This is a genomic window from Kaistella treverensis (assembly GCF_900114045.1).
Taxonomy (GTDB): Bacteria; Bacteroidota; Bacteroidia; order Flavobacteriales; family Weeksellaceae; genus Kaistella; species Kaistella treverensis.
In genome coordinates, this window is the sequence record NZ_FORQ01000001.1 from 146,066 (window position 1) to 158,736 (window position 12,671).

A 12,671-nucleotide genomic window follows, 5' to 3' on the forward strand; every position below is an offset into this window, starting at 1 on the left:
GATGAAACTGCTTTGGAAAATGAGCGAGCCCGGCACCATTACAAAGCCGGAAATCAACACAGAGATTCTGGAATCGCTTCAGCCATTGGTTGAAGAAGAAAAACAGGTCATCGTACATTGCTGTTTTCCGGGCAGTCCGTTTTCCGGGATGCTGGTACGCATTTGGGCGTCCACGTTTTTAATCGATAATAATTCCAGCCACAAAAGCACGCTGATTCATCACGAAAACATTTCGCTTTTCCCGTATTGGACCGAAGTTCCGTCGCATAAAGACTTTTTGTTTACGCTGGTTTTTTCCGGCTTGCCGCGCGACTGTAAAAGTTTTGACCTCAAAGAAGAAATACCGGAAGATGGCGGATTTTACGTGCCGAATATAAAAAGAAACGGCACCGATGTTTACCGTGTAAAAATATCGTCTTAAAACGGTCTTTTTTTTAAAAATAACCCTCAGCGATTTTATCTGCTGATAGTTTATCTTTTTTAATTTAATTTAATGAAAAATATCGCCCTTTTTGCCTGTTTTTTTCTGATTTTCTCCTGCGCCACTTCGGTTGCTGAAAACCCGGTTTCGGACATTAAAAACTTTCAGCAGGAATTGAATTCCGAATACAAAAACGAAAAAACAACGCCATTGCGCGGAAGTAATTTTACCAGTTTTACGGCGCATCCGTTTTTTCCGATCGATTTAAAATATCGGGTAAATGCAGATTTCAAAAAAACCGAAAATCCGGAAACTTTCGAAATGCCAACTTCTTCCGGGAAAACTAAAAAATACCGCGAATACGGTAAAGCAACATTTAATTTAGATGGAAAAAATTACACCGTTTCGCTTTACCAAAGTTTAGACTTGATGAAGCAGAAAGAATATGAAGATTATCTTTTTTTGCCATTTCGCGACGAAACCAACAGCAAAGAAACTTACGGCGGCGGGAAATATCTGGATTTAAAAATTCCAGCCAACAACAAAATCGTCATCGATTTTAATAAATCTTATCAGCCGTATTGCGCTTACAATGCTTTCGATTATAACTGCCCGATTGTTCCGCCAGAAAATTTTCTACCGGTAAGAATTGAGGCTGGCGTGATGTACGATGACGTATATCATCATTAAAAATCATCATTTCAAAAATATATAAAAATGGAAGTTTCATTAAAAAACCAGGTCGCTTTAATCACAGGTTCCTCCAGCGGCATCGGAGCGGGAATTGCAAAATCCATGGCGGAATCCGGCGCGAACGTGGTCATTAATTATCCGAGTGAAAGCTCACGCGAAAAAGCCGCAGTTATTTTAAATGAAATCGTTGAGAAAGGCGGCGAAGGAATGCTTTGCCAGTGCGATGTTTCGAAGGAAGATGAAGTCATCAACATGTTTAAAGAAGTCACAGATAAGTACGGGACGGTGGATATTTTGGTGAATAATGCCGGAATTCAGGTCGATGCACCTTTTACAGAATTGACGTTAGACGCGTGGGAAGCCGTAATGGGCGTTAATTTAACCGGGCAGTTTCTCTGCGCACGTGAAGCCATTAAAGAATTTTTACGTCGCGGCATCGATCCCGAGCGCTCTGTGGCCTGCGGGAAAATTATTCATATTTCTTCGGTTCACGAGGTGATTCCGTGGGCCGGACACGCCAATTATGCCGCCAGCAAAGGCGCCATCAGAATGTTGATGCAGACTTTAGCGCAGGAATACGGTGCGGACCGAATTCGCGTGAATTCCATTTGTCCTGGAGCAATCCAAACGCCGATTAACAAAAGCGCTTGGGAAACGCAACAGGAAATGAATTCGCTTTTGACGCTGATTCCATATAACAGAATCGGCCAGCCGCAGGATATTGGAAATCTCGCCGTTTTTTTAGCGAGCGATTTGGCAGATTATATCACTGGCGCAAGCATTTTTATCGATGGAGGCATGACCACTTTTGAGTCTTTTACCACCGGCGGCTAAATTTAGCGCGTTGCAAAAGCCTTTAAACAAAAAACACACCCGATGACCGAAGAAAGCAAAAAATTACCCGATATAGCCTGGAAAAAATGGGGACCCTATGTGAGCAACCGAGAATGGGGCATCGTTCGTGAAGATTACAGCGCGAACGGTGACGCCTGGAATTACACACAGCATGACACCGCTGAAGCCAAAGCTTACCGCTGGGGTGAGGAAGGAATCTGTGGAATTTCTGACGATGAGCAGCTTTTAATTTTTTCATTGGGTCTTTGGAACAAGAAAGACGAAATGGTCAAAGAGCGGTTTTTCGGCCTTACGAACAGTCAGGGGAATCACGGCGAAGATGTGAAGGAATATTATTATTACCTCGACAACACGCCGACGCATTCCTACATGAAAATGCTCTATAAATATCCGCAAAACGCGTATCCGTACGAAGAATTAATTGAAAGAAACGCAGCTGCAGGAAAACTGGAACCAGAATATGAACTCATTGACACGGGAATTTTTGATGAGAATAAATATTTCGATGTTTTTATAGAATTTGCGAAATTTTCACCACAGGATATTTTCATTAAAGTCACTGTTACCAATAAATCCGAGGCAGACGCGCCGCTCGTGCTTTTGCCTACGATTTGGTTTCGTAATACCTGGAGCTGGGGCTACGATGATTACCGACCAGAACTAAATGAAATAAATTCTAACCAAATCTGCATAAAGCACAGAGCGTTAAGCATTAAAAATTTTTACGGCAAAAGTGCCCAAAAAATCCTTTTTTGCGATAATGAAACCAATAACCAAAGGCTGTATCATTCTGAAAATAGCGGGAAATACTGCAAAGACGGAATTAATGATTATGTAATTAATGGAAATGAGAACGCGGTAAATCCGGAAAAAAAGAGTACAAAAGCCGCTTTTTTCATCGATGAAATTATTCCGGCTAAATCGACCAAAATTTTCGAATTTCGGTTATCGGACAAAGATGTGGAAAATCCATTTGAAAAATGTGACGAAACATTTTCAAAACGAAAAGATGAAGCTGATGAATTTTATAAAGAATTACAAAAGGGCATAAAAACCGAAGATGAAAAACTCGTGCAGCGGCAGGCATTAGCAGGAATGTTGTGGAACAAACAATTCTACCATTACAATGTTGAAAAATGGTTGGAAGGTGATCCGGCGCTCGTAAAACCACCGAAATCACGACGGAAAATCCGAAATGAAGAATGGGAAACTTTCAATTCCATGAACATTATTTCCATGCCCGACAAGTGGGAATATCCGTGGTTTGCGACCTGGGATTTGGCTTTTCACACTTTAAGTTATGCGCTCATGGATTCCGATTTTGCCAAACAGCAGCTCAAACTTTTCACGCTGGAGTGGTTTATGCACCCGAACGGTCAGCTTCCGGCGTACGAATGGGATTTCAGTGATGTAAATCCGCCGGTCCATGCCTGGGCAGCATTTCGGGTTTTTAAAATTGATGAGGTCCAGAAAGGAAAACCAGACCTGGAATTTCTTGAAGGCGTTTTCCAGAAATTATTGATGAATTTCACCTGGTGGGTGAATAAAAAAGACAATAACGGCAACAATATTTTCGAAGGCGGTTTTCTCGGTTTGGATAATATCGGCATTTTCGACCGGAATGCAACTTTGCCTTACGGACAGAATCTTGAACAGGCAGACGGCACGAGCTGGATGGCCATGTTTTCTTTAAACATGATGCGTATCGCGCTGGAACTGGCGCTTTACAACAAAGTGTATGAAGATATGGCGACGAAATTTTTCGAACATTTTCTTCATATTGCTTATGCGCTGGACAATATGGGCGAAGATGATTTTTCACTTTGGGACGAGCAAGATCAGTTTTTCTACGACGCTTTGCAACTGAAAGACTGCACGAATATGTTTTTGCGTATCCGCACGATTGTCGGCTTAATTCCCATGTTTGCGGTGGAAGTCATCGACGAAGAAATGCTGGATAAATTACCGGTTTTCCGTGAAAGAATGGCATGGGTCTTAAAAAACAAACCGGAACTTGCGGCACTCGTTTCACATTGGGACGTAAAAGGTGACGAATCCAAACATCTACTTTCATTGCTGCGTGGTCACCGTTTGAAAAAATTGCTCGAACGAATGCTGAACGAAAAAGAATTTCTCAGCGATTACGGCGTGCGCGCTTTATCAAAGGAATATGAGGAAAATCCCTTTCATATCAATTTAGGCGGCACGGACTATACGGTGAAATATCTGCCTGCGGAAAGTGACAGTTACATGTTTGGCGGAAACAGCAACTGGCGCGGGCCTATTTGGTTTCCGATTAATTTTTTAATTATCGAAAGTCTGCAGCGCTTCTTTTTTTATTACAGCCCCGATTTTAAGATAGAATGTCCGACCGGTAGTGGCGAATATTTAAATTTAAATGAAATTGCAGATTTTTTAAGCAAAAGACTGGCGAAAATTTTTCTTGAGGATGAGAACGGAAAACGCGCTTTTAACGGCCAATATCCGAGATTTCAGGAAGATGAAGATTTCAAGGATTATATTCTTTTTTACGAATATTTTCATGGTGATAATGGCCGTGGCGTAGGCGCTTCACACCAAACGGGTTGGACAGGATTAATCGCCAAAATTTTGCAGCCGCGCTATACCCAATTTAAAATGGCAAAAGCACAAACCGAATCACCAAAATAAGCTGGTGCAGAAATTGCAGGAAAAAATTTAACATTAAAAAATTCAAAACTATGGAACCAAGAAAAAAAAATACACCAGGACCGATCGTGATTTTTGCCATTGTATCAATGATCATCGCAATAATTTCTTACCTGATTTTACAAGTATTTTTCCCCGACTTATTTCGGATTTTACCTACGGGAACCGTTCAACCTGTGCCAACGAACTAAACTTTACTTAAAAACGCTTCGAAAGCGGCCTGAACAGATACTGTTCCGTCGGTTTCAACTTTGTCAAGTTTCAAAAATTCGATTTGATTGATGGAATTTTCGTCGAAAGCTTTTTTTACGCGCACATAATTTTCGGTGAAACCGAACATAAATCCGTTTTTATTTTCGTGCTCCCACAACACTGGCAAAGATTTGCCAAGCTGCGTTTCATAAAATGCCATTTTCTTTTTCTCGGATAAAATTCGGAGCATTTTGCTGCGTTTTTTTCGTTCTACAATCGGAATTACACCGCCCATTTCCGCGGCTTCGGTATTTTCTCTCTCAGAATAGGTGAAAACATGCAGATAAGAAATCGGTAATTCATTCAGAAAACGGTAGGTTTCCAGAAATTTTTCTTCCGTTTCACCCGGAAACCCTACGATAACGTCAACACCAATACACGCATCGGGCATAACTTCACGGATTTTTTGAACACGATCAGAATAAAGTCCGGACATATAACGACGCTTCATTTTCTTTAATAAATCATCGCTGCCGCTTTGCAACGGAATGTGGAAATGCGGTACAAAACGCTTGCTTTTTGCTACCAGTTCAATGCTTTCATCTTTCAGAAGATTCGGTTCAATCGAGGAAATCCGGATTCTTTCAATACCTTCAACGGTATCGAGTTCTGAAATTAAATCTAAAAAAGTGTGCTCGTGTTTTTTATTTCCAAATTCACCTTTACCGTAATCACCAATGTTGACGCCGGTTAAAACAATTTCACGAATTCCGCGCGACGCAATTTCTGTCGCGTTTTTCACCACATTTTCGATGGTATCGGAACGGGAAATTCCACGTGCTAAGGGAATGGTGCAATACGTACATTTATAATCGCAACCGTCCTGAACTTTCAGAAAAGCCCGAGTGCGGTCGCCGATCGAGTAACTTCCGATAAAAAAATCCGCCTGATCAACCTCGCAGGAATGGATAATTCCGTTGTCGGAGGATTTCTGCAAATCTTCAAGGTAACTCAAAAGGTTGAATTTTTCTTTCGCGCCTAAAACCAAATCTACACCTTCAATACCTGAAATTTCTTCCGGTTTCAGCTGCGCATAACAGCCTAAAATCACTACCAAACCGTCGGGATTGGCTTTCATGGCTCTTTTCACGTGAAATTTACATTCGCGGTCAGCATTTTCTGTCACAGAACAGGTGTTGATGACGTACACATGCGCAGGCTCATCAAAGCTAACCTTTGCGTAGCCGGCGCCTGTTAATTGGCGCGCAATTGTTGAAGTTTCCGCAAAATTGAGTTTACACCCAAGCGTATGAAATGCGGCAGTTTTTTGGGTTAAATTTTCCATATTTTGAAACTGCAAATTTAAAGATTATTTCGGTGCAAAGAAAAATTTCCGTTTATTACCAAAAAAACCGCGCCGAAGCGCGATTCTTAATGAAATGAAATCTAACTAAATATAACTTTTTTTTGCCCTAAATCTGGGTTATTTTTTTAAAATGATTATCAACTGCTTTCCAGGAACAAACCGTGGCGTGGTGCGACAGCTGGCCAATTCTGCGCTGCTCCGTATCGAAAATTCTTACGTTTTCTACATTCAGTTTTGGCGTTCTGTACACGTGAAGACTTACCGTAATTTCGTCGGAATTATTGATAATCGAGTTAATGTCTGTAGTTTTCTCAATTAAAATATCGCCTTCCTTAGCTGTTGCGCGCGAATCGTATTCAATAAAATTGTCATTTTCGCGGTAACTAATTTCCGTCAGGCTGCCTTTCAGTACTTTAAGTTTGGTATCATAATTCACATGATCCCGGATAACAGAACAGTAATTTATGCCCCAGATTTTCAGCGCCGCGAAAAATTCGCCCTGAAAGACCGGAATTCTCATACAGGTTTCCGCCGGAATTTCCAAAGCAGAAATCTGGTAGATTTCTTCGAAATCCTTAATGTGAAAGGTGAAAAGTAAATCGCAAACTTCCTCGAAGCTTAGGCTATTTTTCGCTTTCAGATCTGCTAAAACCTGCTCGAGTTTCTGTAATCCGATAGGTGTTTCCATTACATGTGTTTTGATGGTGTAAAATTAAACACAAGCGGCGAGGAGAAATATTTTTTGGTACTGACTTAAATCAATACTGAAATTTATCAGCTATTTTAAATTTTGTATTCGTCGCGCACTTCGTCGCTTTTCGCAAAACACACGGGCGAAGAATTTTCCGGCAAATCGGCTGTATTTTCCGGTTTTTGCGAAAACAGAATTTTTGTTTGTATTTTTTCAGCTGAATTTTTTTCGTTTTGAAGCAATTCTGCGAGGAAAATAATTTGACCCACGGAGAACGCACAGCTTGAAAGTTGGCTTAAAACCATTGATTCAAAATCAGATTTTTTACCGGTTATTTGACCGAATTTTTCCCATTTTTCCGCGGGACTTTCTTCAATGTTTTTAAATAAAATTTCCCAGCTTTCAGACCAAAACTGTAGAACTTCGGCTTTTGAAGTCAAAGTATATTGAAGAAATTTGCTGCTATTTTGCCCAATTTTTTCATTTTCTATTTCAGAAAAAAAAGCCGTTTTTGTCCCGAATTCTTCAGCAAAATCCTGAACCAAATCAGTGATGGTTTTGCTTTCATCATTAATTTTTTTGAAGAAAATAGGCTCATTTAACACCGAAAAAATTTCGTCGGTTTGATATTTATATTTCTGGAATTCAGCAAAAATTATTTCTTTCATGATGAAACTTTTAAAAACTCAAATTTACGCAATGTAATTTTTAAAATTTGCTATTCGGCGCTTAATATGAGTTCGCGCAGCTATTGCAAAATTTTGGTGTCATTCATTTTCAGACCGCTTTTTAATCAATACATTTGCAGCTGATTTTTAATTTTAAACAAAAATGGATTTTAAAAACTATACGATGCCATACAGCATCAATCCGGAGTATTCTAAAAAAGTTGCCTATTTTTCAATGGAATTTGCCATTGATCAGGCGTTGAAAATATATTCCGGCGGGCTCGGATTTTTGGCGGGTTCGCACATGCGAAGTGCTTATAACCTAAAGCAGGATTTGGTAGGAATCGGCATTCTCTGGAAATTTGGTTATTACGATCAGGCCAGAAATCACGACCAGACTTTACAACCAACCTGGACGGTAAAATTGTATTCTTTTTTGCAGGACACGGGCATTAAGTTTCAAATAAATATCCATTCCGCGCCGGTTTGGGTGAAAGTGTATTATTTGGCGCCGGAAGTTTTCCACACTGCGCCGATGTTTTTCCTTTCCACCGACGTGCCGGAAAACGACCATATTTCAAAAACAATTTGTCACCGTCTGTACGACGCTAACGAATCTACCAAACTTGCGCAATATATTCTTTTAGGAAAAGGTGGCGCAAAACTTCTGGACATGATGAATTTCGAGCGCGATGTTTATCATTTAAATGAAGCGCACGGTTTGCCGGCAGCATTTTATTTATTGAAGAAATTCGGTGGCGATTTGAATAAAGTTAAAGAAAAACTGGTTTTCACCACGCATACGCCGGAAGAAGCCGGAAATGAAAAGCATAATCTTACCATGTGCCATGATATGTCTTACTTTTCAGGTTTAAGCATTGATCAGGTTAAAAACATCGAAGGTGTAGATGACGACCGTTTTAATCACTCGCTTTGTGCGCTCAGAATGGCGAGAGTTGCTAATGGTGTTTCCCAACTGCATGGAGTAGTTTCCCGTGAAATGTGGAGCAAATACCCAAATATTTGTGAAATTAAAGCAATTACGAACGCACAGGAATTTAAATATTGGGCAGATAAACCGCTTTACCAGTCGAAAGATGAAGCTGATTCTACCTTATTTGATTTCCGCAAAAAGCATTTAAAGAAAAGATTTTTCAAAATCGTTGCCGATCAAACAGGAAATTTATTCGATCCGAACGTTTTAACCATCGTTTGGGCTCGCAGATTTGCGGGTTATAAAAGAGCTGATCTTTTGCTGCACGACAAAGAACGTTTTGAAAGACTTTTGAACAATCCGAAATATCCGGTGCAGATTATCTGGGCAGGAAAACCTTATCCGATGGATTATTCCGCGATTTCTACCTTCAACGGACTTGTTGAAGAAAGTAAAAATTACAAAAACATGGCGGTTCTTACGGGCTACGAATTGTCCTTAAGCAAATCGATGAAGCAAGGTTCTGATGTTTGGTTAAACAATCCGCGTGTACCGCGCGAAGCTTCCGGAACTTCGGGAATGACGGCAGCAATGAACGGTTCGGTAAATCTTTCCACCGATGATGGTTGGATTCCGGAGTTTACCAAACACGGTAAAAATTCATTTGTTGTTACAAAAGCTGATTACGAAAACATGAGCGTTTATGACCAAGATAATTATGACTTGAATAAACTCTATGAAATCCTGGAAAACGAAATAATCCCGATGTATTACGACAGACCTGATGAATGGCGCACTGTTCAGCAAACCGCGATGGACGATGTAAAAGTTGCTTTCAATTCCGACCGAATGGCCGATGAATATTACAAGCAGATTTACCTTTAAATCAATACCAAAAAATACCGGCCGGAGAATGCAAATTTTCCGGCTTTTTTGTGCCGAATTTTTAATTTTAAAAATAAAGCGATTAGATAAATCGAAAAAATTTGCCCTTTTAACGGCAAGTTTTTCAGTTTTGCATTTTGCGGTAATTTAGGTTTCCTTTAAAAAATATTACTTTTGCTAAAATTAAAATCGAGTGATCAACAGCGACCAGATAAAAGAAACGCAATCCCGGATAGCAGATTTGTATAAATATCTGCAGATCGACCGGAAAAAAATTGAGATTGCAAATGACGAAGAAAAAACTGTTTCACCGGAGTTTTGGGACACTCCGAAGGAAGCGGAAATCTTCATGAAACAGCTGCGTTCCAAGAAAAAATGGGTGGATGATTACGAGGAAATTTTCACACGTTTTGAAGATATTCAGGTTTTAATGGAATTTGCTAAAGAAGATCCGGATTCCGCGCGGGAACTTGATGAAGCTTTTCCGGTTTTAGTTCAGAAAATCGAAGATTTAGAATTTAAAAATATGCTTTCGAATGAAGGCGACGAACTTTCGGCGGTTTTACAAATTACAGCTGGCGCAGGAGGAACGGAAAGCTGCGATTGGGCTTCGATGCTGATGCGGATGTACAAGATGTGGGCAGAAAATCAAGGCTACAAAATTCGTGAACTGAACTATCAGGAAGGCGAAGTTGCCGGAATAAAAACCGTGACCCTGGAAATTGACGGTGAATTTGCTTTTGGTTATCTGCGTGGTGAAAACGGTGTTCACCGTTTGGTGCGGATTTCTCCGTTTGATTCCAATGCAAAACGCCACACCAGTTTCGTCTCGGTTTACGTTTATCCGTTGGTGGACGACACGATTGAAATCAACATTAATCCTGCAGATATCTCCTTTGAAACCATGCGTTCGAGTGGCGCCGGTGGACAGAATGTCAATAAAGTAGAAACCGCAGTTCGTTTGCGTCACGCACCCACTGGAATTATAATTGAAAATTCCGAATCGCGCTCACAGCTTCAAAACAAAGAAAAAGCAATGCAGTTGTTGAAATCGCGACTCTACGAAATGGAACTTGAAGAGCGTATGAAAGCGCGCACTGAGATAGAAGCCGGTAAAATGAAAATCGAGTGGGGCAGCCAAATTCGAAATTACGTGATGCACCCGTACAAACTGGTGAAAGATGTACGTTCTGGCTTTGAAACTTCGGATGTGGACGGTGTGATGAACGGAAATCTGACGCCGTTTCTTAAAGCATTTCTAATGGCCGACGGAACGGCGGTTTCCGATGATAACTTCGAGCTTTAAAATTTAATAAACTTTAACAATTTCTTATTCTTTGCAGAAGAGCTCTTTTGTTATCTTTGCAAATATGGAGAATTTTGAAAGTTGGAAGGATTTATTAAATCCTGAGTTTTACATAAAAATGGGCGGTTTTTGGCTCATTTTATTTATAATCTTTGCGGAAACAGGTTTGTTTGTCGGTTTTTTTCTTCCGGGTGACAGCCTGCTTTTTGTTTCCGGTATTTACGCGGTAGAACTTGTAAATGAAACATTAGGCTCCACAGGTAGCGATTTTTTAGACACTACCATTTTAGCTTCAGCGGTTTCAGTTGCTGCAATCATCGGTAATGAAGTCGGATATTGGTTTGGTTTAAAAGCCGGCCCGGCATTGTACAAAAGAGAAGATTCTTTCCTTTTCAAAAAGAAATATCTCTTCCAGGCACATGACTTTTTCGAGCAGCATGGCGCTTTGGCGGTGATTATGGCGAGATTTTTACCGGTGGTAAGAACTTTTACGCCGATTGTTGCCGGAATTGTAAAAATGGATAAAGGCCGTTTTTTGATCGACAATATTATTGGAGCAATTTTGTGGTCTTTTTCACTGATTTTTGCCGGACATTATTTGGATGCACTTTTTCAGAACCAATTCGGAATTGATTTAAAATCGCATCTCGAGATGATTATCATTATCATCGTTTTGATGACTACTTTACCGATAATCATTAAATTTTTCTTCGGAAAAAAGAAAGAAGAAAAAATATCGGAGTAAAAAATTAATTTTTATAAATTTAAAAAAAAGCATCTTTTAGGTGCTTTTTTTTTGCTTCAAGCCTAAAAATAATCGCTAAAAAATTTGGAGATGTGAAAAACTATATCGTAATATTGCAATATCAAAATATGAATATGGACGCAAGCAAAACCGAACAAAAATCATCAAAGCAAATATCGAAGGAAATTCCGTTTGCTACTGCATCGACGAAGCGACAATCGAAAAACTTCACAAGTATTTAAAAGGAATTACAACCAAACTCAGCGAAGAAAATTCCTTCGGCTAATCATTAAAACGTAAAAAAATCCCCTTTTAACGGCAAATTTTTTTAAAACATATCTTAACTGTTCATCCATCATACTTCTAAAATCTAACTTCTAATCTTAAATCCATGACTACCAACGAAGAAATCAAAGAAATGGTAAAGCAAAAATACAGTGAAATTGCTTTGCAGAATCAAGACACCAACGCAACTTCCTGCTGTGGAAGCGGCGGTTGTTCCACCGAAGTTTATAACGTAATGAACGATGAATACGATCATCTTGAAGGTTATAACGCCGAAGCAGATTTAAAATTAGGCTGCGGTTTACCAACCGAATTTGCGAAAATTAAACCTGGTGACACCGTCATCGATTTGGGCAGCGGCGCCGGAAATGATTGCTTCGTGGCGCGAAACGAAACGGGTGAAACCGGAAAAGTCATCGGCATCGATTTCACACCGGAAATGATCAATAAAGCACGTTTGAACGCCGAAAAATTGAAATACAACAATGTGGAATTCCGTCTGGGCGACATTGAAAATATTCCTACGATGAGCAATGTTGCGGATGTTGTGGTGAGCAACTGCGTGATGAATCTCGTGCCGAACAAACCGAAAGCGTTCAGCGAAGTGCAGCGGATTTTGAAAGTTGGCGGACATTTCAGCATTTCGGATATTGTTTTAACCGGTGATTTACCTGAAAAAATTAAAAACGCCGCCGAAATGTATGCGGGCTGCGTGGCGAGCGCAATTCAGAAAGATGAATATCTGGAAATCATTAAAAATTGCGGCTTTCAGAACGTCACCATTCAGAAAGAAAAACCGATTATCATTCCGAACGATATTCTGAAAAATTATCTGAATGAAGAGGAAATTGAAATTTACAATTCCAATAAAAATATAATTTTCAGCATCACGGTTTACGGTGAAAAGCAAAACGAGTGCTGCGGCCCGACCTGTTGCTAAAA

At 40.0% G+C, this 12,671-nt stretch carries 13 protein-coding genes; 10 read left to right on the forward strand and 3 right to left on the reverse strand.

What is annotated here, in order from left to right:
- Position 1: 1 nt before the first annotated feature.
- The 5 genes from BMZ55_RS00745 to BMZ55_RS11300 all read left to right on the forward strand — a co-directional run bounded on the left by BMZ55_RS00745 (position 2) and on the right by BMZ55_RS11300 (position 4,848).
- Positions 2 to 421: a hypothetical protein gene (locus BMZ55_RS00745; protein ID WP_233701854.1), complete on the forward strand. Its 420-nt coding sequence runs from the start codon at positions 2 to 4 to the stop codon at positions 419 to 421.
- A 72-nt stretch (positions 422 to 493) separates the two neighbouring features.
- Positions 494 to 1,111: a DUF1684 domain-containing protein gene (locus BMZ55_RS00750; protein ID WP_089817789.1), complete on the forward strand. Its 618-nt coding sequence runs from the start codon at positions 494 to 496 to the stop codon at positions 1,109 to 1,111.
- A 27-nt stretch (positions 1,112 to 1,138) separates the two neighbouring features.
- Positions 1,139 to 1,948: a glucose 1-dehydrogenase gene (locus BMZ55_RS00755; protein WP_089817791.1), complete on the forward strand. Its 810-nt coding sequence runs from the start codon at positions 1,139 to 1,141 to the stop codon at positions 1,946 to 1,948.
- A gap of 42 nt (positions 1,949 to 1,990) precedes the next feature.
- Positions 1,991 to 4,639: an MGH1-like glycoside hydrolase domain-containing protein gene (locus tag BMZ55_RS00760; RefSeq protein WP_089817793.1), complete on the forward strand. Its 2,649-nt coding sequence runs from the start codon at positions 1,991 to 1,993 to the stop codon at positions 4,637 to 4,639.
- Positions 4,640 to 4,689: 50 nt separating this feature from the next.
- Complete coding sequence (locus BMZ55_RS11300; protein WP_156965060.1) at positions 4,690 to 4,848, forward strand: hypothetical protein; 159 nt, start codon at positions 4,690 to 4,692, stop codon at positions 4,846 to 4,848.
- Here the strand turns inward: BMZ55_RS11300 and mtaB are convergent.
- From mtaB to BMZ55_RS00775, 3 genes are all read right to left on the reverse strand, one after another.
- On the reverse strand, positions 4,845 to 6,194 hold the full coding sequence (gene mtaB, locus BMZ55_RS00765) for a tRNA (N(6)-L-threonylcarbamoyladenosine(37)-C(2))-methylthiotransferase MtaB (RefSeq protein WP_089817795.1): 1,350 nt from the start codon (positions 6,192 to 6,194) through the stop codon (positions 4,845 to 4,847). The genes BMZ55_RS11300 and mtaB overlap by 4 nt on opposite strands.
- A gap of 127 nt (positions 6,195 to 6,321) precedes the next feature.
- The gene (locus BMZ55_RS00770) at positions 6,322 to 6,903 is read right to left on the reverse strand and encodes a cupin domain-containing protein (protein WP_039345311.1); all 582 of its coding nucleotides are present in this window, start codon (positions 6,901 to 6,903) and stop codon (positions 6,322 to 6,324) included.
- 95 nt (positions 6,904 to 6,998) lie between these two features.
- A complete protein-coding gene (locus BMZ55_RS00775) occupies positions 6,999 to 7,574 on the reverse strand; it encodes a DUF1572 family protein (protein WP_089817797.1) in 576 nt (191 codons plus the stop codon).
- A gap of 163 nt (positions 7,575 to 7,737) precedes the next feature.
- Between BMZ55_RS00775 and glgP the strand changes: the two genes are divergently transcribed.
- From glgP to BMZ55_RS00800, 5 genes are all read left to right on the forward strand, one after another.
- The gene (glgP, locus tag BMZ55_RS00780) at positions 7,738 to 9,393 is read left to right on the forward strand and encodes an alpha-glucan family phosphorylase (RefSeq protein ID WP_089817800.1); all 1,656 of its coding nucleotides are present in this window, start codon (positions 7,738 to 7,740) and stop codon (positions 9,391 to 9,393) included.
- A 193-nt stretch (positions 9,394 to 9,586) separates the two neighbouring features.
- The gene (gene prfB, locus BMZ55_RS00790; protein WP_089817804.1) at positions 9,587 to 10,699 is read left to right on the forward strand and encodes a peptide chain release factor 2; all 1,113 of its coding nucleotides are present in this window, start codon (positions 9,587 to 9,589) and stop codon (positions 10,697 to 10,699) included.
- A 64-nt stretch (positions 10,700 to 10,763) separates the two neighbouring features.
- Positions 10,764 to 11,444: a DedA family protein gene (locus BMZ55_RS00795; RefSeq protein ID WP_089817805.1), complete on the forward strand. Its 681-nt coding sequence runs from the start codon at positions 10,764 to 10,766 to the stop codon at positions 11,442 to 11,444.
- Positions 11,445 to 11,536: 92 nt separating this feature from the next.
- Positions 11,537 to 11,686 carry a hypothetical protein gene (locus BMZ55_RS11305; protein WP_177179765.1) on the forward strand — a complete coding sequence of 50 codons (150 nt, stop codon included), beginning with the start codon at positions 11,537 to 11,539 and terminating at the stop codon, positions 11,684 to 11,686.
- 149 nt (positions 11,687 to 11,835) lie between these two features.
- A complete protein-coding gene (locus BMZ55_RS00800) occupies positions 11,836 to 12,669 on the forward strand; it encodes an arsenite methyltransferase (protein ID WP_089817808.1) in 834 nt (277 codons plus the stop codon).
- Positions 12,670 to 12,671 lie beyond the last annotated feature (2 nt).

What these genes read in the sequence shown, in the direction of transcription:
- BMZ55_RS11300 (WP_156965060.1), top strand. Translation starts at nt 4,690, where the DNA reads ATGGAACCAAGAAAAAAAAATACACCAGGACCGATCGTGATTTTTGCC.
- glgP (WP_089817800.1), top strand. Translation starts at nt 7,738, where the DNA reads ATGGATTTTAAAAACTATACGATGCCATACAGCATCAATCCGGAGTAT.
- BMZ55_RS00745 (WP_233701854.1), top strand. Translation starts at nt 2, where the DNA reads ATGAAACTGCTTTGGAAAATGAGCGAGCCCGGCACCATTACAAAGCCG.
- BMZ55_RS00760 (WP_089817793.1), top strand. Translation starts at nt 1,991, where the DNA reads ATGACCGAAGAAAGCAAAAAATTACCCGATATAGCCTGGAAAAAATGG.
- BMZ55_RS00750 (WP_089817789.1), top strand. Translation starts at nt 494, where the DNA reads ATGAAAAATATCGCCCTTTTTGCCTGTTTTTTTCTGATTTTCTCCTGC.
- BMZ55_RS00770 (WP_039345311.1), bottom strand. Translation starts at nt 6,903, where the DNA reads ATGGAAACACCTATCGGATTACAGAAACTCGAGCAGGTTTTAGCAGAT.
- BMZ55_RS00795 (WP_089817805.1), top strand. Translation starts at nt 10,764, where the DNA reads ATGGAGAATTTTGAAAGTTGGAAGGATTTATTAAATCCTGAGTTTTAC.
- mtaB (WP_089817795.1), bottom strand. Translation starts at nt 6,194, where the DNA reads ATGGAAAATTTAACCCAAAAAACTGCCGCATTTCATACGCTTGGGTGT.
- BMZ55_RS00800 (WP_089817808.1), top strand. Translation starts at nt 11,836, where the DNA reads ATGACTACCAACGAAGAAATCAAAGAAATGGTAAAGCAAAAATACAGT.
- BMZ55_RS00775 (WP_089817797.1), bottom strand. Translation starts at nt 7,574, where the DNA reads ATGAAAGAAATAATTTTTGCTGAATTCCAGAAATATAAATATCAAACC.
- BMZ55_RS00755 (WP_089817791.1), top strand. Translation starts at nt 1,139, where the DNA reads ATGGAAGTTTCATTAAAAAACCAGGTCGCTTTAATCACAGGTTCCTCC.